This window comes from Campylobacter concisus, assembly GCF_003048875.2.
Taxonomy (GTDB): Bacteria; Campylobacterota; Campylobacteria; order Campylobacterales; family Campylobacteraceae; genus Campylobacter_A; species Campylobacter_A concisus_AU.
The window spans coordinates 1294808-1316267 of record NZ_CP049264.1 but is presented as its reverse complement, the minus strand read 5'-3'; the positions used below and the strand labels follow the sequence as shown (position 1 = coordinate 1316267).

Below are 21460 nucleotides of genomic sequence, written 5' to 3'. Positions count from 1 at the left end.
AAATGTATAATTTGGGCTATTTAATTAAAAAGGAGTGACATGGATAAGAAGCTAAAAATAATGGTTATCCAAGGCCCAAATATCAACATGCTTGGCGCTAGAGAGCCAGGAATTTACGGCGTTATGAAGATGGAGGATATCCACTCTCAAATGAAGATCGTTGCCGATCAAAATGACGTTGAGATCGAGTTTTTTCAAAGCAACCTTGAGGGCGAGCTAGTCGATAAGATCCAAGAGTGCTTGGGTGAGGCTGATGGCATCATCATAAATCCAGCCGCTTACACTCACACATCTATCGCTATCCGTGACGCGCTAAGTGCGGTTTCGCTGCCAGTTATAGAGGTGCATATCAGTAACGTTTATAGAAGAGAAGAGTTCCGCCACAAAAGCCTCATCGCACCAGTTGCAGCAGGCCAGATCGTGGGCTTTGGACCAGTTGGCTACCATTTGGCGATGATAGGCATGCTTCAAATTTTTGAGCAAATCAAAGCAGTAAGAGCAAATCAAAAAGCACAATGAATTTCATCTTAAAGGACGAAAACGCCGTATTTTACGAGTGCGGCTACAGCTGCGACAATGAGTTTTTGCTATGTCTTGATGGCGTGAAATATTTTTTCACGGACGCGAGATATTATTTCGAGGCAAAAAGCTGCGTAAATGCTGGCGTGGTCGTTCTTTTAGCGCAGAGAAATTTAATAAGCGAGGTTAGGGCATTTTTAAGAAAGATGAAGCCAAGCAGCCTCGTTTTTAACCCTGATGAGCTAAGTTTAAGCGAGTATAACGCGCTTAGCAAGGGTTTTAAGATAAATTTCAAGCCAAAGGCAAATTTCTCTAGGCTAAAGAGAATTTGCAAGAGCGAAGATGAGATAAAAATTTTAAAAAAAGCTAGCGAATTTGGAGCAAAATGCTTTGATGAATTTGCTAAATTTGTGCGTGAAAATGGCGAGGGGATGAGCGAAAAAGAGCTTCATTTTAACGCCTCGCTCATCTTTAGGCAAAAAAACGAGCTAGGTCTTAGCTTTGATCCGATCGTAGCGATAAACGAAAATGCCGCAAAGGCGCATGCGTTGCCTGGAGATAAAATTTTAAAAAAGGGCGATTTGCTGCTACTTGACGCCGGGGTGAAATTTAAGCGTTACTGCTCTGATCGCACTAGAACTGCTTGCTTTGATGAAAATTTTAACTTCTCAAAGGAGCAAAAATTTAAAAACGCCAAGATGCAAGAAATTTACGAGATCGTAAAAGAGGCTCAGGCTGCTGCGATAAAGGTCGCTAGAGCTGGCGTTAGGGCGTGCGAGATAGACCTTGCAGCAAGAAGCGTGATAGCAAAGGCTGGATATGAAAAGGCCTTTTTTCACTCGACAGGACACGGCGTGGGTGTCGATATACACGAGCTTCCAGTCATCTCAGCAAGAAGCGAAACGCTCATAAAAGAGGGCATGGTCTTTAGTGTGGAGCCTGGAATTTATCTAGAAAATGAATTTGGCGTGCGTATCGAAGACGTGGTGGTCGCAAGAGAAGGTGGGTGCGAGATTTTATGAGGCTAGCTGGAGCAAGAAAGATCGTAAAAAGCCGTTTTTGCCCTAGTTTTTTTCATAAAAGAGATGAGTTTAAGTATGAGGCGCTAGTTGGCATGGGTGGCAACATCGGCGATAGCGCAAAGAGGTTTGATAAATTTATAAGAGCGATTAGTGAAGATAGGCGTTTTCACGTGGTTGAAGTCTCGCCGATCCTTATAAATGCGGCGTTTGGCTACGAAGCGCAGGATGATTTTAGTAACGCTGTTATAAATTTACAAACATCTGTGAGCCCTAGAAATTTGCTAAAAATTTTGGGGCACTATGAGAGTAAATTTAAGCGCGTGAGGATGTTTAAAAATGCGCCACGCACGCTTGATCTGGATATTTTGTATTTTAGTAAAAAAGTCTATAAGACGCCGCGCCTTATCGTCCCGCACCCAGGGGCTGGTAAGAGGCTTAGCGTGATCGTGCCACTAGGGCTTATGAGAGGTTAAAGGATATAAATGGCTACAAAATTTCATACTTTTACAGGCGAGAGCACCATCGAGGCTTTGAAAAAGGCTCAAGAGGCGTGCGGCGAGAAGGCCATACTCGTCACCACAAAGCAAATTCAAGCCAAAACGATAAACAAAAAGCCGCTTTATGAAATTTTAGTAAGCGTCGAAGAGGACGAGGTAAAACAGCCACCAAAGCCAAATGTAAAAGCAATAAACTATGAAAATGCCTACTCTAAATTTAGTAAAAACTACGAGCCGCCAAAGCCAAAATTTGAGATAAAAGAGGAGCCTGCTAAATTTGAGGCAAAAACGACGTCGCCTGAGCCTTACGACCCAAATGAGAGCGTGCTTTTAAATATCTCAGACGTCGCAAAAGAGATAAGCGCGATCGCAAATGTCGATATGAACGAGATAAAAGAGCCAAGCACAAATGGTATGAATAAAAAAATAGACGACGTGGCAAAGCAAGTAAGCGTGCTAAGCGAGAAAATAGGGCTGATAACTGACATGATCTGGGACGAAAAAGCCCCAAATCGCAACAATCTCTCGATCCCGCCGGAGTTTGCTAGTATCTACAAGCTCGCAAAACAAAGCGGCATGAAAGAGGAGCATTTAGAGGCGATCATGCAAACGACGCTTGAAAATTTGCCAGTCTCTATGAAAAGCAACCCAACCGCGGTAAAAAGATACTTTTACTCACTTTTGCGAAACATGCTGCCTTGCAGAAAAGAGATAAGTGATAAAAAACAGCGCATAATGATGCTAGTTGGCCCAACTGGAGTTGGCAAGACGACGACTCTTGCAAAGCTTGCGGCTCGTTTTGCTTACGGCAACGAAAAGCGTTATAAAACGGGCATCATCACGCTTGATACGTATCGTATCGGAGCGGTCGAACAGCTATTTCAATACGCTAAGATGATGAAGCTGCCGATCCTTGACGTCATAGAGGTCGAGGACTTTCAAAACGCCATAAAGCAGCTTAGTTACTGCGACGTGATACTAATCGACACCACCGGAAATTCGCAGTATGACAAAGAAAAACTTGAAAGACTTGATAAATTTTTAAAGCATAGTGGCGCAAAGATCGATGTAAATTTAGTCCTCTCAGCTGGCTCAAAGGTTGAGGATCTAATAGAAATTTATAATGGATTTTCATTTTTACAGATCGACACTTTAATAATCACAAAATTTGACGAGACCAAAATTTTTGGCAACGTCTTTTCGCTGATATATGAGACAAACACGCCAGTTAGCTACTTTAGCGTGGGTCAAGAGGTGCCTGATGATCTTGTGGAGGCGAAGAGCGAATTTTTAGTAGAGTGCGTGTTTGACGGCTTTACAAAGCAAAAGGCTAGCGATGAATAACCAAGCGCAAAAACTACAAAATTTAGTCCAGTCTCAAAATAAGGCTAAAAATACGCATTTCATAGCGATCACAAGCGGCAAAGGCGGCGTTGGCAAGAGTACGATAAGTGCAAATTTAGCAAATGTCTTGTCGCAAAATGGCTATAAAGTAGGGCTTTTTGACGCTGATATCGGCCTTGCAAACCTTGATGTTATATTAAACGTTAAAATGGGCAAAAACCTGCTTCACGTGCTAAAGGGCGAGTGCAGCTTAAAAGATATCTTGATACCTATAAATAAAAATCTCATCCTTATCCCTGGCGAGAGCGGTGATGAAATTTTAAAATTTAACAATCAATTTTTATTTGAGAGATTTTTAGATGAGGCGAGCGAGCTTGATCAGCTTGACTTTTTGATCATCGACACCGGTGCTGGCATAGGCGGCAGTACGCAGCTCTTTTTAGAGGCGGCTGATGAGGTTGTCGTGGTAACCGTGCCTGACCCTGCGGCGATAACCGATGCGTATGCGGTCATAAAGATCGTTTCAAGATTTAAAAATAATGAGCTTTTACTTTTAAATATGGTAAAAAACGAGGCTGAGGCCACTAGAATTTATGAAAATGTAAAGCGAGTGGCAAATGCAAATATCGGACCAAATTTAAATTTAGAGCTAATTGGCTACGTGACTTCTGATAAGAGCGTGGCAAGGAGCATAAAGCAAAGGACACTCTTTACAGATGACGAAGCTTACGGCTCTGCTAGCGTGCAGATCAAGCAGATAGCTTCGAATTTGCTTTATAGGTTGGAACGAAAAGTGCTTAAGGATGAGCAAAGCAGGAGTTTTGGGGGCTTCTTTAAGCGTTTGATAGAACAATTTTAATGGAGATTGAGCTTTGCGTGCAGAAAATTTTATAGCATTTTTTACGGTTTGTGGATTTTTCATAGGCATAGTTTTTACCTTGCTAAAGGTGAGCGAGCCTATCGAAATGCTCGTTTATACGCTAGTTATTACTTTATTTTTTTACCTTATAATTCACATCGTGATAATGAACTACGTCGATGTAAAAAGGACTTTGAAGAAATTTTTTGACAAGCAAAGACATGAGGAGATCGCGGACTATCTCATCTCTGAGCTAAACGTTAGGGAAAAACGGATGGAAAATATCATGCTAAAAGTAACCACCGAAAATTTAGACTCTGGTAAGCAAAATGTACGAACTAAAGCAAAAGCAGCTTAACGCTTATAAAAGCACCATTAAAAAAGAGCAAGACGAGATCGTCTTAAAATACATGCCAGCTCTGCGCGCGATGGCGTTTAGGCTAAAGGAGCGCTTGCCTTCAAGTATCGACGTAAACGACCTTATAAGCGTTGGCGTTGAAGAGATGATAAAGCTTAGCAGGAAGTATGACAAAGAGCAAAACGACTCATTTTGGGGATATGGCAAAAAGAGAATTTATGGCTCAATGCTTGACTACCTAAGAGCGCTTGATGTCGTTAGTAGAAGCGACAGAAAGCTAGTAAAGAGCATAAATACCGAGATAGATAACTACTTTAACACGCACGAAGAAGAGCCAAGCGACGAGTATCTGGCTGAAAAACTAAATGAAGATATCGAAAAGATAAGAGAGGCAAGGGGGGTTAGTGGCATCATCACCATCTTGCCAATAGACGAGCAAATGGAGCTAATCGGTCAAAGCGATGTTGAAAAAAGCGTAGAAAAAGAGGATCTTATCTTAAAGATCGAAAGTGCGTTAAAGGACTTTGACGAGCGTGATCAGATGATAGTTCAGCTTTACTACTACGAAGAGCTAAATTTAAAAGAGATCAGCGAGATAATGAACATCAGCGAGAGTAGAATTTCACAAATTCATAAACGTTTGCTTGATCGCATCAGACGCAGCTTGGGGGTTTAATGGCTGATATTTTAAGTCAAGAAGAGATAGATGCGCTACTTGAAGTCGTCGATGAAGACGGCGATACGAGCAATATCGAGATAGAAGAGAGCCCACAAGGCGAGCAAAAACAGATCATTATCTATGACTTCAAGCGTCCAAACCGCGTCAGTAAAGAGCAGCTCCGCGCGATAAAAGGTATCCACGACAAGCTTGCTAGAAACCTAGCTAGTCAAATTTCAAGCGTTATGAGAAGTATCGTTGAGCTTAGACTTCACAGCGTCGATCAGATGACATACGGCGAGTTTTTGATGAGTTTGCCAAGCCCAACTAGCTTTAACGTCTTTTCTATCAAGCCACTTGATGGAAACTGCATATTAGAGATAAATCCAAGCATAGCATTTCCTATGATAGACCGCTTGCTTGGCGGAACTGGTGAAAATTTTGAGGCAAACAGGGAGCTAACTGACATCGAGGTAAATTTACTTGATGCGGTGCTTAGGATGATCATGCAGCGCCTAAAAGAGAGCTGGTCGATGATAACTGATATGTATCCAAACGTCGAGGCAAAAGAGAGCAGTCCAAACGTCGTTCAGATCGTATCTCAAAACGAGATCGTCATCATGGTCGTCATGGAGATCATCGTTGGTGGCTCAAGCGGCATGATAAATTTATGCTATCCAGTCATCTACCTAGAGCCGATCCTTTCGCGCCTTGCAAACAGGGACATCATGCTTGGCGAAACTAGCGCTAAAAAGAGTAGAAACAAAGAGCTAAAAACTCTAATAGGTCGTGCCGAGGTGCTTTATGAGGCGATCCTTGGTAAATCAATCGTTAGCGTAAATGAGTTTTTAAATTTAAAAGAGGGCGATATCTTAAGGCTTGATAGAGGCGCTGATGATAAGGCGATCGTTTGCATCGATAAAAAAGAGGTATTTTTGGCTGAAGTTGGGCTTCATAGATTTAGAAAGTCTATCAAGATCGAGCAGCTAATCCGCTCTGACAAAGACGAGATCAAACACATCCTAGAAAAATACGAAGAAGAGCGAAAAGCAAAACTAATGGCATACGACGAGGCCAACGAACACAACAACGAAGAAGAGAGCGAAGATAATGACGAATGAATTTTTTAACATCTTTTCAAATGAACTAAAAGCGACCATCGAAGGGCTAACTGGCAGAGCGCCAGAGATCGGCGAGAGAAACGAATTTGACGCGCCAGCGCAAAATGGCATAAAACCGCCAGTTGTCATGGCTAGCGTGACATTAAGTGGCGACATCAATGCAAAAGCTGAGATCGCTTGCACGCCGGTGCTTATAAGCGCGGTTAGCGAGTGGATGATGGGCGAGGAGGAAATTTCAAAGAATGAAAATCTCGGTAGCGACGAGCTTGACGCTGCAAAAGAGATATTTTCAAACCTTTTTAGCGCCTTTAGCACCTCTCTTGGAGCGCAAAAAGGCATGCCAAAGATCAGCTTTGAGGTGATAAATGTAAATTTCTTAGATGAAAACTCATCGCTTGATTTTAGCGTTTTTGAAAAGCTTTTTTTGTTTAACATAAAGATCGAGGATATAAATGAGCATGTGGCTTTTGTCTGCGATCACACGCTTATGAGATTTTTTGAGCCTGCTAAAAGCGAGCCAGTAGATGCTGCAAAAGCTGCAGCTGCTCCCCATGCACTAAAGGGCGAATTTAGCGCAGAGGAGATGAGAAATATCGGCCTTATCATGGACGTTAGACTACCAATGCGTGTTCGTATCGGCTCAAAAAGGATGCTCTTAAAAGATGTGCTCACTATGGATATAGGCTCAGTCATCGAGCTAAATCAACTCGCAAACGACCCGCTTGAAATTTTGATAGGAGATAAGGTGATAGCCCTTGGCGAAGTGGTCATAATAGACGGCAACTTTGGCATCCAGATCACTCAGATAGGCTCGAAACGCGAGAGGCTTCAGCAGTTAAAATAATGAATGAATTAGTAAATGATCTCTTAAAATTTCCAAGCGTTTTAAAGTATAAAAACAAAAATGTAACCTTCTTTGGCTCGGCTAGATTTGATGAAGAAAATTTCTACTGCAAAAAGGCATACGAGCTAGCTTACAAGCTAAATGAGCTAGGTTTTGCCATTTTAACTGGCGGTGGGGATGGCATAATGAGAGCGGCAAACAAGGGTGCGTTTGATAGCGCAAAGTCCCCTAGCGTCGCACTAAACGTGAGGCTGCCGTTTGAACAACAAACAAATCCATACGTCACCGCAAAATATCTCTTTTCAAATTTAAGCCCAAGAAAATTTGCCCTAACTGACAGCTCTATCGCATTTGTCGTCTTCCCTGGCGGCTTTGGGACGCTTGATGAGCTATTTGAAATTTTAGTGCTAGCTCATGTTGGCAGCAAAAAAGTGAAAATTTTTCTTTATGGATGTGAGTTTTGGCAAGGGCTTGATGAGTTTATACGAAAGACGCTGATCCCTCAAAAAACGATAAACGAAGAAGATCTAAATTTATATAAAATCACCGATGATATAGAGCTTATCGTAAGCGAAATTTTGGCTATTTAAAAATAAGATATAAAATATCGCCTTTAAATTTAAAAAAGGTAAAAATATGAAAATAATGGTTGCAATGAGCGGCGGCGTAGATAGCACGATGACGGCTAAATTTCTGCAAGAGGCTGGACATGAGGTGCAAGGCTGCTACATGATGCTTCATCAAAAGCCAGGATATCACGAAGAAAATATCAGAAAAGTCAAAAAAGTGGGCGAATATCTTGGCATCAAGGTGCATATACTCGATCTGCAGGATAAATTTAACGAATATGTCTATGACCCATTTGTCAGGCTCTACAAAGAGGGTAAAACGCCCAATCCTTGCGCCTTGTGTAATAAATTTATAAAGCTTGGAGCGCTACTTGACTTTGCAAAGGCAAATGGCTGCGAGAAGCTTGCTACCGGGCATTATGTGCAGGTGGTTGATGGTTTTATAACCTGCGCCAAAGATCCTAGCAAGGATCAGAGCTACTTTTTAGCTCAGGTGCCAAAAGAGGTGCTAAAAGATGTCATTTTCCCGCTTGGGGATAAATTTAAAAAAGATATAAAAGAGCTAGCAAGAGGCGTAAAAGTGCTTGAAGAGTTCGCTACTCAGGCAGAAAGTAGTGAAATTTGCTTTGTCGAAAATACCTACATCGAGGTTTTAAACAAGCACTACAACACAAATTTACCAGGCAATGTGGTGGGTAAAGACGGCAATATCATCGGCCGCCACCAAGGCTACATGCACTACACTATCGGCAAACGCCGTGGTTTTGAGGTTTTTGGCGCTCATGAGCCACACTTTGTCATCAAGATAAATGCCGAAAAAAACGAGATCGTTGTCGGCACGAAGGATGACCTTGCTCAAAAGGTGGTCGAGCTTGAAAATGTAAATTTATTTATCGATGAAGATAAATTTGAGTGCGAAACAAAGATAAGATATAGAAGCCCTAAACTTGAGGCTTTTGCTGAGGTTGATAAAGCTAGCAAAACAGCAAAGCTAAGGCTAAATCAAAACGCACTTGGCGTAGCGCAAGGTCAGCTTTGCGTGATGTATGATGGTGATCGCGTCATCGCAAGTGGCTTTATAAAGAACTAAGCGCCTCTTTTATCACCTTGACGTGGCTAAATTCTGGCTCTTTGACAGCAGTTAGAAGCGCCACGTTTTTATACTCTTTTTCTAGCTTTTTAAGCTCTTTTAGCCCCTCTTGCCCCTCTTTACCATTTAGCTCTTGCCTAAATTTTTTGCAAAATTCATCAAACCTAGCCTCTTTATCTTCATGAAACCACGATCTTAGCTCATTTGAGGGAGTGACCGATTTTAGCCAGATAAAGGCTGAAAATATCTCTTTTTTCACCCCTCTTGGATAGAGCCTATCAATAAAGACACCTTTAAAACTATCGTCGTCACTTTTTATAAAGTCGTAAATTCTATAAATTTTAAACATGAGCGTGATTTTAGTCCTGATAAATTTACAAATATAAAATAGTTTAAAAATTTAGTTCAAATTTTGGCTCGCAAGCTAGAAAATTTGACTAAAATTATTGAGGCAAATAAATTTAGATTTAAAGCTCATTTTGATAAAATCGCAATATAAATATTACTAAAAAAGGTTACTATTATGAGAGGCTATAAAATTTTCTCAGGCACCGCAAATATCGAGCTTTCGAAGAAAATTTCGCAATATTTGTCGCTTCCACTCAGTGAAGCTAGCATTAAAAGATTTAGCGATGGTGAGATCAGCGTGCAGATAGGCGAAAGCGTGCGTGGGAAAGATGTTTTTGTCATCCAGCCAACATGTGCCCCAGCAAATATAAATTTAATGGAGCTTCTTATCTTAACTGACGCTTTAAAACGCAGCAGTACAAGCTCTATAACAGCGATCGTGCCGTATTTTGGCTACGCTAGACAAGACAGAAAAGCAGCTCCTAGAGTGCCTATCACTGCAAAACTTGTGGCAAATATGATGCAAACAGCAGGCATCGACAGGGTCGTTACTATGGACCTTCACGCAGGGCAAATTCAAGGATTTTTCGACATTCCAGTAGATAACCTTTATGGTAGCATCATCTTTAACGACTACGTAAAAGCTAAAAATTTACCAAATCCAGTCGTCGCAAGCCCAGATGTAGGCGGCGTGGCTCGTGCTAGAGCCTTGGCAAAAAATCTAAATTTATTAGATATGGTCATCGTTGATAAACGCCGCGAGAAAGCAAACGAGAGCGAAGTGATGAACGTGATCGGCGATGTGAAAGGCAAAGATGTGATCTTGGTCGATGATATGATTGACACTGCTGGCACCATCGTAAAAGCGGCTGAGATTTTCAAAGAGCGTGGCGCAACTAGCGTAATGGCATTTTGCACGCACCCGGTGCTTAGCGGACCAGCCTATGATAGGCTAAAACTTGGCTTTTTAGACGAGTTAGTAGTGACTGATACGATCCCATTAAAAGAAGAACTTCCTTGTATAAAAGTGCTAAGCACAGCTTCACTATTTGGCGAAGTGATACGCCGTGTTTATCACAACGAAAGCGTAAATAGCTTGTTTTAGTAACCATTGCAGGCTAAAGCGTTAGCCTGCTAAATTTATCCGTTTTGGGTGATTGATATTTATCTTTTGGGTTAAATTTCTAACCCAAAAGACCTAAAATCCTGCTTGTAACAAGCCTAAATTTGAAGTCAAATAAATAAAAATCACAATGAAATCTCGCCACTAAATTTCTACATGCTAGCTACTAAAATTTAAATAAGCCGTAATTAAGGTGCAGTGCCGATCAGATCCGTGTGGGAGCTGCGACAAATGCCGTCAGGATCGCACAAAAATGGATCACGATGCAAGAGTAGTTTGTAAATTTATTTTAGGCTAGAAAGGATCAAGCTTCTAGCCTAAATTTATCTTGCAAGCTCGTCTAATAAATCTTGCAAAGTGACGTTTTTTAGCTCGTTTTCTAGAGCAGTTTGCGCTCTTAAAAAGTGCCCGCTTAAAAGCTCTTCTATCCTGCCGCCGACTGGGCAGGCTTTTGGTGAGTCAGAGTGAATTTTAAAGAGTTTTTCTTTCTCATTTACTGCGTTAAAAATTTCAAGTAAATTTATATCTTTTGGCTCTTTTGCAAGGCTCACTCCACCAACTCCAGCTGCGACATTTACGAGCCCTGCAGCCTTTAGAGTACCAAGTAGGCGCCTAACGATAACTGGGTTTGTGTTTATGCTGCCAGCTATAAATTCGCTTGTAACCTTCTCGTTTTCAAAAAATTTAGCACACAAAAGCGCGTGTATCGCAGTTGAAAATTTAATGCCAATTTGCATGATCGTCCTTAAATTTTTCGTGATTATACTTAAATTTTCTGCCAAAGACAGCCAGCTAAATTTGACTTACGAGCCTTTGCTAGCTGTCAAATTTATAAACTCACGCTCTCTCGCCAACCGCCGTGAAGCGCTTTTGGATAAATTTCTTGTTTTTTAGCTCGTCAATGATCGCAAGCGCAAGGTCTGCGTAGCTTATGTAGCTCTCATTTTTTGAGTTTAGTATGAGATCATCCCTGCCAAGCACGTATTTGCCCGTGCGAGCGCCGTTTGCGTCGTAGTCGCCTACTGGACTTACATACGTCCAAAGCACATTTGCGCTACCTTTTAGCTCAAAATATGACTCCGCCGTAGCCTTTGCCACGCCCATATATGCTGCTGGAAAGTCTGGGGTGTCCATGACCATAGTGCCGTTGCCATCAACAAATAACGTGCCAGCGCCAAGAGCTACGACGAGCCTTGTGCTAGTGCCTTTTAGTAAATTTACTAGGTGAGCGGCCACTTTTTTATGAAGTGGGAAATTCTCTTCGCTCCATGCTGCAAATGCGCTTATAACCGCGTCAAAACCTGCTAGATCGTCCTTTGTAAGCTCGAAAATATCTTTGTAAACGACCTTTACGCTTTCGTTTTTTACTCTTTGTTTCTAACGATCGCTGTGACGTCATAACCTTGTTTTAGGGCCTCATTTGCTAAATTTGCACCGCTTTTGCCGTTTGCACCTATGATTGCTATTTAAAATTTTCTTTTTAAATTTAGAGCCAGCTTGGCTTTACGTCATCAACTATCACGCCGTCACTCATTGTGTATTGCTCTAGGCTACCGCGTTTTGTCTGGATGCAGATCATTTTGATGCCATTTTTGCCAGCTTTAAAGCACCTTTTACCATCTGGATCTATGCGCACCGCGTCGCCTTTGCCTACTTTTATCACTTCGCCATCGATGAAGAGCTCGCCATCGCCATCAGTGATGATGTAAAGCTCCTCGTTTTGTTTGTGCGAATGGACAAATGGCACGCTCACATTTGCTGGGAGCTCGTTTATAGATACTTCACAGCCAGTTAAATTTAAAGCCTCTTTTAGCTCGACTCTTGGCTCGTTTGCGATCTTTGCAACTTGATAATTTTTCATTTTGTTCTCCTTGTTTTTTTGTTGTAATCTTTTTATTTACAACCGATGAGCGAAGTATAGTGATTTTTTGTTGTAATGTCAAGAGTTACAACTAAAAATTATCAAAATTTGCAAATTTAGGCTAGAATTTACGAAAAATTTATGATAACTTGGAGTCAAAATTTGCAAAATAACGCCTTTAAAACGCTAAAGAGCATAGCTACCGAGCACAACAAAAAGCTCATTTTGACCTTTGCTTTGGTGCTAGCAGAGAACGGACTTTTTCTTGCTTATCCGATATTTGCGGGCTTTGCGATCAACGCAATCATGCAAGGAAACACGTTAAATGCCCTCATTTATGCACTTTTTGTGCTCATAGCGTGGCTTGTAGGAGCCATTAGGCGCCGCGTGGATACGCAAGTTTTTGCAAATATCTACGCAAAGCTTGCTGTAAATGTCATCATGAATGAAAAACAAAATGCCAAAGACGACTCCGCTATCATCGCCAGAGTAGCGCTCTCGCGAGAGTTTGTAAATTTCTTTGAGACGCATTTTCCTATGTTTTTTACATCGGTCGTTTCGATCATCGGCTCAGCGTTTATGCTCATCTTTGTCGAGCCAAAGGTCGCTGTGGCGTGCTTTGTAGTGATGACCTTTTTTCTTATATTTTTACCAAGATATATCAAGAAAAATGACGACCTTTATCTTCGCTTAAATGACCGCCTAGAAAAAGAGGCAAAGGTGATAGGTGCTTTTAACAAAAGCACGCTAAATAGGCACTACGACGTCGTTTCTAAATTTCGTATAGCGATCTCAAATAGGGAGGCGATGAGCTATTTTATCATCGGTATTAGCGCTTCGTTGCTCTTTTTGGTGGCGATAATAGTGCTAAGCTCGCAGCAGACAAATGCCGGCCACATCTACTCTGTGATGACTTATATATGGAATTTTGTCATCAGCCTTGACGACTCACCAAAACTCATCGAGGAATTTTCAAATTTAAAAGATATCGGCAAGAGGATCGACGCCCAAAAGAAGGACAATGATGCACAATAAGAGCGTTCTTAGAAATTCATTTTTTCTAATTTTCACGTTTATGATAGTTGAGGCCGTTTTTGGCTTCGTTTCAAACTCGCTTGCGCTCATTAGCGACGCATTTCACATGCTCTCAGATTCTGCGGCTCTCTTTTTGTCGCTGGTCGCTTTTAAGATCGCAGAAAAAAGGGCAAATTTACAAAAGACCTTTGGCTACAAAAGGGTCGAGATCATCGCTGCTTTCATAAATGCCATCGCTCTTATCGCGCTGGCTATCTTTGTCGTAGTTGAAGCTATCATCAGGCTTTTTAACGAGCCGCAGATCGAGGCTAAAACGATGCTTTTTGTTAGTATTTTGGGGCTTGTGGTAAATTTAGTCGTAGCCATTTATATGCATAAAAGCGCTGATACAAAAGAAAATTTAAACATGAAAGGTGCTTATTTGCACGTGCTTGGCGACACGCTTGGCTCGGTTGGTGCCATCGTCGCGGCACTTCTTGTGATGAAATTTAACTTCACGCAGGCCGATAGCATCGCAAGTATCTTTGTCTCGCTACTCATCATAAAAAGTGGCGCTAACTTGCTAAAAGATAGCTTTAATATCCTGATCGAAGCAGTGCCGCTTAAGCTTGATACGGATGAAATTTTAGGCGTTATAAAGGGCGTAGATGGCGTTAAAATCGTGCATGACCTGCATATCTGGGCGATAAATGCTGGCACAAATGCGCTCATAGCCCATGTGGTGGTGGATGATGCGCTAAGCGTGGCTGAAATTTCAAAGATGATAAAGCAGATCGAGCACGAGCTTTCTCACGCAGGCATCGGCCATGTCACGCTTCAGTTTGAGAGTGAGAGCCTTGGACATAAAGACGATCTCATCTGCGAGCTAAAAAGCGCGCATAAGGACGAACATTTTGGGCATCATCACTAAAATTTGACGCAAAAGGTTTAAATTTAATGTTTCGCATAAAAAATGAATATCTAATGGTCGTGGCTATGGGTTTGTTTTGCACTTTTATGGGCAGTGTCATAGTTCCTCTTATCGCAGTAAATTTTGTAGTAGCCTTGATCTGCGCTCTATTTTGTATGAAAAAGGGCTATATATTTATTTTGTTGTTAGGGTTAAATTTTGCTCTATATTTTAATGCCATAGATGCTCCGTTTGAACAACCAGAGCTTTGGACTTATCACGTGCCAGCGCTTGCAAATGCGACATACATGCTTAGTGCTTTAGTTTATGCTTCAGGTTTTCTTATTTTTTTGCCGCTTGTGGCTTACGCCTATTTTTTATATTCGCTTTGCGTTGTGCTCTGTGATCTGCGTAAAATTTTAAGAGCTAAATTTGAGCTTTAAATTTAAGCCTTGCTAGCCTAGCAAACTCATTTTTACTCAACTTTAACGATTTTTTTTATAAAATCGCCTAAAATTTAACTAGGGATTTCATGAAAAACATTAGAAACTTTAGCATCATCGCTCACATCGACCACGGCAAAAGCACGCTTGCTGACCGTCTCATTCAGGAGTGCGGCGCCGTAAGTGACCGTGAGATGAGCTCGCAAATCATGGACACGATGGACATCGAAAAAGAGCGTGGCATCACGATCAAAGCCCAGTCTGTCCGCCTAAACTACGCACTAAATGGCGAAAATTTTGTTCTAAATTTGATAGACACCCCAGGACACGTTGATTTTAGCTACGAGGTGAGCCGTAGTCTAGCTAGCTGCGAGGGCGCACTGCTTGTCGTGGATGCTAGCCAGGGCGTAGAGGCGCAAACCATCGCAAACGTCTATATCGCACTTGAAAACAACCTAGAGATCATCCCAGTCATCAACAAGATCGACCTACCAGCGGCTGACCCCGCTAGGGTAAAAGACGAGATCGAGCACATCATCGGACTTGACTGCTCAGGAGCGATCGAAGTGAGCGCAAAAACAGGCGTTGGCATAAAGGAGCTGCTTGAAGCGATCATCATGAGGATCCCTGCGCCAAATGGCGACGTAAGCAAGCCTACAAAGGCGCTAATCTACGATAGTTGGTTTGACAACTACCTTGGCGCGCTTGCTCTTGTGCGTGTTTATGATGGTGAAATTTCAAAAAATGATGAAATTTTGGTCATGGGCACGGGCAAAAAACACATCGTGCTAGACCTCATGTATCCAAATCCTATAGCTCCGATCAAGACCAAAACGCTTAGCGCTGGCGAGGTTGGCATCGTGGTTTTGGGGCTTAAAAACGTTAGCGACGTGCAAGTTGGAGATACGATAACGCAGTCAAGAAATCCTCTAAAAGAGCCAGTTGGCGGCTTTGAGAGGGCTAAGCCGTTTGTTTTTGCGGGACTTTATCCAATAGAAACTGATAAATTTGAAGATCTGCGTGACGCGCTAGATAAGCTAAAGCTAAATGACAGCTCTATTAGCTACGAGCCAGAGACCTCGGTCGCACTTGGATTTGGCTTTAGGGTTGGCTTTTTAGGTCTTCTTCACATGGAGGTCGTCAAAGAGAGGCTGGAGCGCGAATTTGACCTTGATCTCATCGCCACAGCGCCGACTGTGACTTATGAAGTCATCCAAACTGATGGGCTAAATTTAAAGATCCAAAACCCAAGCCAGCTGCCACCAGTCAATAAAATAGACTCAATCCTTGAGCCATACGTGAAAGCGACTATCATCACGCCAAGCGAGTTTTTGGGCAACATCATCACGCTTTTAAACAACCGCCGCGGCATACAAACGAAGATGGACTACATCACGACTGACCGCGTTTTACTCGAGTATGACATACCGATGAACGAGATCGTGATGGACTTTTACGACAAGCTAAAGTCAAGCACCAAAGGCTACGCGAGCTTTGACTACGAGCCAAGCGACTACCGCGTGGGCGATCTAGTGAAGCTTGATGTCAAAGTGGCCGGCGAGACGGTCGATGCGCTCTCTATCATCGTGCCTGAGAGCAAGGCGCAAACAAAGGGCAGGGACTTCGTAAAGGCGATGAAAGAGATCGTCCCGCGTCAGCTCTTTGAGGTGGCGATACAAGCGAGTATCGGCAACAAAATAATCGCCCGAGAAACCGTAAAATCAATGGGCAAAAACGTCACAGCCAAGTGTTACGGCGGCGATATCACGCGTAAGAGGAAGTTGCTAGAAAAGCAAAAAGAGGGTAAAAAACGTATGAAGGCGATAGGAAAGGTGAATTTGCCGCAGGAGGCGTTTTTATCCGTCCTAAAAATAGACTAGCGGCGTGCCGTGAGCGCTTTTGAATGAGCTTTAAATTTTCTCTCTTCGATGGACTATTTGTCCTATCTTGATCGAAAATTTATGCGCAACATCCAAAATCATCTCACGACATTATGACTTGTCTTATGCTGTTTTTATAGGTTTAAATACTAAATTTACAAAAAGGAGTGCTATGCCGTTTGTGAAAATTTGCGTGACAAAAGAGGGTGATAGCCCAAGTGTGGAGCAAAAAGAGAAGATGATAAGCGGAGTTACAAATTTGATCAGCGAAATTTTAGGCAGAAGCGCTAAAAATACCGTTGTCATTATCGATGAGATCGATACGAACAACTACGGCATCGCAGGCGAGAGCGTGAAAAATCTCCGCAAAAAACAAAAAGAGCAAAAGGAAGTGAAATGCTAAGAGCGACATTATTAGCAATTTTTGCAGCCGTCTTTCTAACTGGCTGCGTGGCAAAAGCTAGCCTTTGTCTATCGTGCGAGGGCATAGACGGCGTGCAAAGTGCAAGCATAAGTAGCGAAGATAAGACCTATTTTGAAGAGGTCATGAGGATCCCAGCTGACTGTAGCGCTTGCAGGGGCAGGGGCGATGGCGTCTTTATAAATGGCGTCAAGTATAGAAGCGACGTGGCGATAAACTGCTGCCTAGAAAAAAATATGATCGATATAAATGTCGGGCTAAAGAAGGTATATTTTCATAGGATCGTGGATGCTAGAAGCAGCGCAAGGTCGATTTACTACACAAGAGAAGATGGTAGCGGCGTAGTCTTTAACTCAAATCCACGCCTTGAAGTGCTCTTTTATATGTTTTTAAAACGTGAGCTAAATTCGCGCGGCATCGTTGTCGTGGATACGCAAACATCACCTTATACATATAGGCTTGATTTTAGATTTGACGAGCTTAGAGGCACTTACTCTAGAAGCTCTGAAATTTTAAACGGACATCTATATGGCGAGCTTGTGCTTTCAGATATAAATTTCAAAAAACGAATTCCTGTCTCGACTAGACACCACGTGGAGGAGCTTGAGGCGTCAAGAAGCGGTCAGTTTGACTTCTTTATCGCGCTTTTAGTCAAACAAGCTGCCATAAAAGTGGCTGATGAGATCACTAAACTTTGAAAGGAAAAATTATGAGTAAATTTAAATTTCTAGCTATCTTTGGACTTTTTGTCCTATTCTTGAGCGGTTGTGCGCCTACTCAGACAGTAGTTGCCTTCGATCCTTACAAAACTGCTGCAAGTCAGCAAGCTAACGGCCTTGAAGTCTATATAAGTGCGGTGCATGATAGTCGCAAAAACAAAAGCACTATTGCAACTATAACCGATGGTAGAGGCACTGTAAAAGAGTATGTCGTGCTTCAAAATGATCTTGCGACTTACTTTAGCGACTCCCTTAAAAGAGAGCTTGCGGCACGTGGCGCAAATGTAAATGGCATGGGTGGCGTCGTGGTTGAAGTTTTCATAAACGAATTTGAAGCAAATATGAGCGGATATGGCAGCGACAACACAAAGGGCAAGATAAAGATCACTTTGAAAATCCAAAAAGGCGATCAAAGCATCATCAAAAATATCTCAAACAACCAAACCAAATTTGAGCTAGTTCGCACTGGCGGAGCGTTTAAGCCATTCTTAACAGACATCATCAACGACGCCGTTAAACGCTCTGCGATCGCTATCTTAAATAGCTGATGTTTTGTGCGTTTTGCAAGAGCTTTACGCTAAAGACATTTTGTAAAACCTGCTCGCAAATTTTAAGCGAGCCAAGCCCTTTGGTAAGAGAGCTAGAGGGCTTTAAAATTTATAGCTTCTACGGCTACTCTGAGATCAAAGAGCTCATCCACTCAAAGCACCAAATGCACGGACTTTTTATCTATAAAAATTTAGCCAAATTTGCATTTAAGAAATTTGCTAAAAGCTTTAGCTTCCCAGAGCAAATTTACGCCCTGCCGATAGATGATAGAGTGCATCACGGCTACTCGCACACGGCTATTTTGGCAAATGAACTTCGTGCTAAAAACCTTAAACCTATCTTTCACGCTTTGCATGCGACAAGCAGTGTTAGCTACAGCGGCAAGGATCTTAAATTTAGACAAAACAATCCAAGAAATTTTAAAATTTTAAAAAAGATCACCGCGCCAGTTATCTTAGTCGATGACATCGTAACCACTGGCACAACGATACTAGAAGCTAGAGATACACTTCAAAAAGCAGGCATTGATGTGCTTTTTGCGCTTGTTTTAGCAGATGCTAAAAACTAAGTTTTATATGAAATTTAGCTTGAAATTTCACACCTAAATAATTGTAAATAGCTATTAACCATAAAAAATTTTTGCCGATATAAACATAAAATTTACACAAAGGGATTTTGTTTATGAAAAAAGCAGCAAACAAGATAGCACTCATTATCGTAGTGCTTTTAGTTGTCTCACTTGGCGTGTTTTCAACGGTGAATTACACAAATACCAAGGAGAGGATTTATGATCTAGCAAAGGAGTCTAAGACTTCAGCTTCAAAAATTTTGCAGTTTTATATGAATGCATTTTTTGAAGATAAGCTTGCAGCCGTTCAAAATTTTGCTAGTTACATCGAGGCGCATCCGCAAATTTTAGATGACAAAGAGGCTTTAGAAAAAGTGCTGATGAACGCAGCGCAAGTTACTGATTTTTCTGAGTTTTACTTTGGCTATGCAGCTGATGGTGCTGTTTATAACGCTGTGCTTGATGGTAAAGAGCGTAAATTTATGGTTTTTGATCAGAGAAAAAACTATGATGCGAGGGTTAAAGGCTGGTACAAGGACGCTATTGCAAAAGAGGGCATCATCTTTTCAGCTCCATACACAAGCTCAGCTGGTGGCTTAAATTTAACTATCGCTAAAAAGATAGTTGTTGATGGCAAGGTTGTTGGTGTATTTGGCGTGGATATGGGCATAGATAAGCTTGATAATGAGCTTAATAAGATAAAACCAACTCCAAGTAGCGCAATAGCACTATTTGATCTAGAGCATAAAAAGATAATTCATTTTGTTCATAAGGATCTTGTTTTATCTGATGCTAGCGAAGCTATGAAGATCATTGATGACTACTCAAATGAGTATAAGAAAAATGGCGATAAAACATTTACTTATAATCTTAGAGGCACAGAGAGACTTCTTGCTTGCGAGCTTTACGATCAAGCAAACTGGCTTGTATGCTCTGCAAACTCTTGGAGCGATTATGACGGAAGCCTTAGTAAAACGCTTGTCTCACAAGTCATCTCATCAGTTATATTTATAATAGTTATCGTAGCGCTTCTTATATTTATCGTTAGTAGATCACTTAAGCCACTCTCAAAGATATCTGATTCGCTTATTTCGTTCTTTAAATTCCTAAACTACGAGATCAAAGAGCCAGTTAAGTCAAATATCGTTTCAAAAGATGAATTTGGCGTTATGTCTTCTCTTATAAACGACAACATCCAAAAGATCCAAACATCTAAAGAAAAAGAAAACACCTTCATCCAAAAAGCCAACACCTTTGTAAATGAGATAAAAGATGGCAACTATGAAGCAAGTCTAGAAGCTGATACTAATAACCCAGCACTAAATCAACTAAAAAGCACATTTAAAGATTTGCAGCTTGCTCTTAAAAATGCAATCTCAAGTAATGGTAAAGATGTATTAAATTTACTTAGCACTTATAAAAACCAAGACTTTACAAAAAGACTTGATGATGATGGTAAGATAGCAAGTGGTATAAACTCTCTTGGCATAGAAATATCTAAAATGCTAAATGACAATCTAAACCAAGCTCAAGTACTAGAAGAAAAAGCTAAACTTCTAGCAAGCTCAGTATCTAAAGTAGCAAGCTCAGCAAACACTCAAGCAAATAGCTTACAAGAATCAGCAGCTGCAGTTGAGCAAATGTCTAGCTCAATGAATGCCATCTCTCAAAAGACAGCTGATGTTATAAGACAAAGTGATGAAATTAAAAAAACATCATAACTATTATTAGAGATATAGCAGATCAAACAAATCTACTTGCTCTTAATGCTGCAATTGAAGCTGCACGTGCAGGAGAGCACGGCAGAGGATTTGCCGTCGTTGCTGATGAAGTAAGAAAACTAGCTGAAAGAACTCAAAAATCTCTAGGTGAGATAGAAGCAAATACAAATGTATTAGCTCAATCAATAAATGAGATGAGTGAATCAATCAAAGAGCAAAGCGAAGGTATAAATATGATAAATCAATCAGTTGCTCAAATAGATAATCTAACAAAAGAAAAACGTTGTAATTGCAAACCAAGCAAACGAAGTAACATCAGAAGTAGATGAGATGGCTAAAGCTATAGTTGAAGAGGTTAGGAAGAAGAGGTTTTAAACTACTCTTTCTCTAGAGTTTTAAACAAACTCAAATTTGTTTAAACAAAACTACCAAAATAAAACGATCTTGTTTTGGTAAAACTCTAAACCGCTCAGGCAATTTGCTTGAGTGGTTTTTAAATATATAATTTATTAGAAAAAAATGGCTAAAATTTCTTTAGTTATTTAAGCTATTTTTTTAAATGATTGCTAACTATAATACGACTTCTTTTAAGTGTTCCGGATTAGCTCAGCGGTAGAGTAGGTGACTGTTAATCACTTGGTCGCTGGTTCGAACCCAGCATCCGGAGCCATTTATCTTCAAAAATCCTTTTAAAATCACGATTTTAACTATATTTCAAGAACTTTAAGTTTTCTTATTTTTTTGTATTTTTTTCACTTTTTTTCCCTCAGTTTTATTTAATATTTTTTTAAAAATATCTATGATATTAAGGAAATGCAATATAGAAGTATAATCATAATTCTGGTATAAAAGAAGCTCGGAGTAGGCACACTACTCCTCTTTTCTATTCTCTGGTAAAACTAAATGACCATTTTTTTGTCTATTAGTGAGTATTGGACTAAGACTATATAAATTAGATCATGGATTTTATAATTATCATAATCACCAGTATAGTCATCATATTTTCTTAAAAAAACTCAGCA

Annotated in this window: 27 protein-coding genes, 1 tRNA gene and 2 pseudogenes; 25 read left to right on the top strand and 5 right to left on the bottom strand. The window is 40.9% G+C overall.

What is annotated here, in order from left to right:
• Window positions 1–39: 39 nt before the first annotated feature.
• Genes aroQ through mnmA form a run of 11 tightly spaced genes read left to right on the top strand, consistent with a single transcriptional unit; the run spans window position 40 to window position 8881 of the window.
• Window positions 40–519 (top strand): type II 3-dehydroquinate dehydratase, encoded by a 480-nt coding sequence (aroQ, locus tag CVT07_RS06625; RefSeq protein ID WP_107936240.1) that lies wholly within the window; start codon window positions 40–42, stop codon window positions 517–519.
• Window positions 516–1541, top strand: a complete 1026-nt coding sequence (locus CVT07_RS06620) for a M24 family metallopeptidase (protein ID WP_107936238.1) — start codon at window positions 516–518, stop codon at window positions 1539–1541. Before aroQ ends, CVT07_RS06620 begins: the two co-directional genes overlap by 4 nt.
• On the top strand, window positions 1538–2014 hold the full coding sequence (gene folK / locus CVT07_RS06615) for a 2-amino-4-hydroxy-6-hydroxymethyldihydropteridine diphosphokinase (RefSeq protein ID WP_107936236.1): 477 nt from the start codon (window positions 1538–1540) through the stop codon (window positions 2012–2014). Before CVT07_RS06620 ends, folK begins: the two co-directional genes overlap by 4 nt.
• Before the next feature lie 9 nt (window positions 2015–2023).
• Entirely contained in the window at window positions 2024–3382 is a 1359-nt protein-coding gene (gene flhF, locus CVT07_RS06610; protein ID WP_107936234.1) for a flagellar biosynthesis protein FlhF, read from the top strand.
• Window positions 3375–4241, top strand: a complete 867-nt coding sequence (locus CVT07_RS06605; protein ID WP_107936232.1) for a P-loop NTPase — start codon at window positions 3375–3377, stop codon at window positions 4239–4241. The genes flhF and CVT07_RS06605 overlap by 8 nt, the downstream gene beginning before the upstream one ends.
• Before the next feature lie 13 nt (window positions 4242–4254).
• Window positions 4255–4599, top strand: coding sequence for a hypothetical protein (locus CVT07_RS06600; protein WP_012140116.1), 345 nt, complete (start codon window positions 4255–4257; stop codon window positions 4597–4599).
• Window positions 4571–5275 carry an RNA polymerase sigma factor FliA gene (locus CVT07_RS06595; protein WP_004317527.1) on the top strand — a complete coding sequence of 235 codons (705 nt, stop codon included), beginning with the start codon at window positions 4571–4573 and terminating at the stop codon, window positions 5273–5275. The genes CVT07_RS06600 and CVT07_RS06595 overlap by 29 nt, the downstream gene beginning before the upstream one ends.
• The gene (gene fliM, locus CVT07_RS06590) at window positions 5275–6378 is read left to right on the top strand and encodes a flagellar motor switch protein FliM (protein ID WP_012140115.1); all 1104 of its coding nucleotides are present in this window, start codon (window positions 5275–5277) and stop codon (window positions 6376–6378) included. Before CVT07_RS06595 ends, fliM begins: the two co-directional genes overlap by 1 nt.
• Complete coding sequence (gene fliY, locus CVT07_RS06585; RefSeq protein ID WP_107936230.1) at window positions 6368–7222, top strand: flagellar motor switch protein FliY; 855 nt, start codon at window positions 6368–6370, stop codon at window positions 7220–7222. Before fliM ends, fliY begins: the two co-directional genes overlap by 11 nt.
• The gene (locus tag CVT07_RS06580) at window positions 7222–7812 is read left to right on the top strand and encodes a TIGR00730 family Rossman fold protein (RefSeq protein WP_087583760.1); all 591 of its coding nucleotides are present in this window, start codon (window positions 7222–7224) and stop codon (window positions 7810–7812) included. Before fliY ends, CVT07_RS06580 begins: the two co-directional genes overlap by 1 nt.
• Before the next feature lie 16 nt (window positions 7813–7828).
• Window positions 7829–8881 (top strand): tRNA 2-thiouridine(34) synthase MnmA, encoded by a 1053-nt coding sequence (gene mnmA / locus CVT07_RS06575; RefSeq protein WP_430748117.1) that lies wholly within the window; start codon window positions 7829–7831, stop codon window positions 8879–8881.
• On the opposite strand, the gene CVT07_RS06570 is transcribed toward mnmA, so the two are convergent.
• Window positions 8868–9230, bottom strand: coding sequence for a DUF488 domain-containing protein (locus CVT07_RS06570; RefSeq protein WP_107936226.1), 363 nt, complete (start codon window positions 9228–9230; stop codon window positions 8868–8870). The genes mnmA and CVT07_RS06570 overlap by 14 nt on opposite strands.
• Window positions 9231–9404: 174 nt before the next feature.
• On the opposite strand from CVT07_RS06570, the gene CVT07_RS06565 reads away from it, so the two are divergent.
• Together CVT07_RS06565 and CVT07_RS10390 are read left to right on the top strand one after the other, a co-directional pair.
• Window positions 9405–10334 carry a ribose-phosphate pyrophosphokinase gene (locus CVT07_RS06565; RefSeq protein WP_021090085.1) on the top strand — a complete coding sequence of 310 codons (930 nt, stop codon included), beginning with the start codon at window positions 9405–9407 and terminating at the stop codon, window positions 10332–10334.
• A gap of 206 nt (window positions 10335–10540) precedes the next feature.
• Window positions 10541–10627 (top strand): annotated as a pseudogene (locus tag CVT07_RS10390) (hypothetical protein); the annotation flags it as partial.
• A 48-nt stretch (window positions 10628–10675) separates the two neighbouring features.
• Here the strand turns inward: CVT07_RS10390 and CVT07_RS06560 are convergent.
• From CVT07_RS06560 to CVT07_RS06550, 4 genes are all read right to left on the bottom strand, one after another.
• Window positions 10676–11089, bottom strand: coding sequence for an Rrf2 family transcriptional regulator (locus CVT07_RS06560; protein WP_107936224.1), 414 nt, complete (start codon window positions 11087–11089; stop codon window positions 10676–10678).
• 100 nt (window positions 11090–11189) lie between these two features.
• Window positions 11190–11684 (bottom strand): NAD(P)-dependent oxidoreductase, encoded by a 495-nt coding sequence (locus CVT07_RS06555; RefSeq protein WP_269059567.1) that lies wholly within the window; start codon window positions 11682–11684, stop codon window positions 11190–11192.
• 32 nt (window positions 11685–11716) lie between these two features.
• Window positions 11717–11809 carry an NAD(P)H-binding protein gene (locus CVT07_RS10260; RefSeq protein ID WP_269059566.1) on the bottom strand — a complete coding sequence of 31 codons (93 nt, stop codon included), beginning with the start codon at window positions 11807–11809 and terminating at the stop codon, window positions 11717–11719.
• A 29-nt stretch (window positions 11810–11838) separates the two neighbouring features.
• Window positions 11839–12213: a cupin domain-containing protein gene (locus tag CVT07_RS06550; RefSeq protein ID WP_107936222.1), complete on the bottom strand. Its 375-nt coding sequence runs from the start codon at window positions 12211–12213 to the stop codon at window positions 11839–11841.
• A gap of 141 nt (window positions 12214–12354) precedes the next feature.
• Here CVT07_RS06550 and CVT07_RS06545 point away from each other — a divergent pair, with 141 nt between their 5' ends.
• From CVT07_RS06545 to CVT07_RS06500, 12 genes and pseudogenes are all read left to right on the top strand, one after another.
• A complete protein-coding gene (locus tag CVT07_RS06545) occupies window positions 12355–13248 on the top strand; it encodes an ABC transporter six-transmembrane domain-containing protein (RefSeq protein WP_430748107.1) in 894 nt (297 codons plus the stop codon).
• On the top strand, window positions 13238–14158 hold the full coding sequence (locus CVT07_RS06540) for a cation diffusion facilitator family transporter (protein WP_107936217.1): 921 nt from the start codon (window positions 13238–13240) through the stop codon (window positions 14156–14158). Before CVT07_RS06545 ends, CVT07_RS06540 begins: the two co-directional genes overlap by 11 nt.
• A gap of 26 nt (window positions 14159–14184) precedes the next feature.
• A complete protein-coding gene (locus tag CVT07_RS06535; protein ID WP_107936215.1) occupies window positions 14185–14580 on the top strand; it encodes a transporter in 396 nt (131 codons plus the stop codon).
• A gap of 89 nt (window positions 14581–14669) precedes the next feature.
• Window positions 14670–16460: a translation elongation factor 4 gene (lepA, locus tag CVT07_RS06530; protein ID WP_107792911.1), complete on the top strand. Its 1791-nt coding sequence runs from the start codon at window positions 14670–14672 to the stop codon at window positions 16458–16460.
• Window positions 16461–16632: 172 nt separating this feature from the next.
• On the top strand, window positions 16633–16863 hold the full coding sequence (locus CVT07_RS06525; protein ID WP_107936213.1) for a 2-hydroxymuconate tautomerase family protein: 231 nt from the start codon (window positions 16633–16635) through the stop codon (window positions 16861–16863).
• Entirely contained in the window at window positions 16857–17579 is a 723-nt protein-coding gene (locus CVT07_RS06520) for a hypothetical protein (protein ID WP_107936211.1), read from the top strand. Before CVT07_RS06525 ends, CVT07_RS06520 begins: the two co-directional genes overlap by 7 nt.
• Before the next feature lie 11 nt (window positions 17580–17590).
• Entirely contained in the window at window positions 17591–18148 is a 558-nt protein-coding gene (locus CVT07_RS06515) for a YajG family lipoprotein (protein WP_012001474.1), read from the top strand.
• Window positions 18148–18717: a ComF family protein gene (locus CVT07_RS06510; protein WP_107936209.1), complete on the top strand. Its 570-nt coding sequence runs from the start codon at window positions 18148–18150 to the stop codon at window positions 18715–18717. Before CVT07_RS06515 ends, CVT07_RS06510 begins: the two co-directional genes overlap by 1 nt.
• Before the next feature lie 113 nt (window positions 18718–18830).
• Window positions 18831–20438, top strand: a complete 1608-nt coding sequence (locus CVT07_RS06505) for a methyl-accepting chemotaxis protein (RefSeq protein ID WP_275944729.1) — start codon at window positions 18831–18833, stop codon at window positions 20436–20438.
• 2 nt (window positions 20439–20440) lie between these two features.
• Window positions 20441–20585: pseudogene (locus CVT07_RS10145) on the top strand (methyl-accepting chemotaxis protein); the annotation flags it as partial.
• A gap of 47 nt (window positions 20586–20632) precedes the next feature.
• A complete protein-coding gene (locus CVT07_RS10255) occupies window positions 20633–20767 on the top strand; it encodes a hypothetical protein (RefSeq protein WP_269059560.1) in 135 nt (44 codons plus the stop codon).
• 266 nt (window positions 20768–21033) lie between these two features.
• Window positions 21034–21108: transfer RNA gene (locus CVT07_RS06500), tRNA-Asn, on the top strand.
• The last annotated feature ends 352 nt before the right edge of the window (window positions 21109–21460 follow it).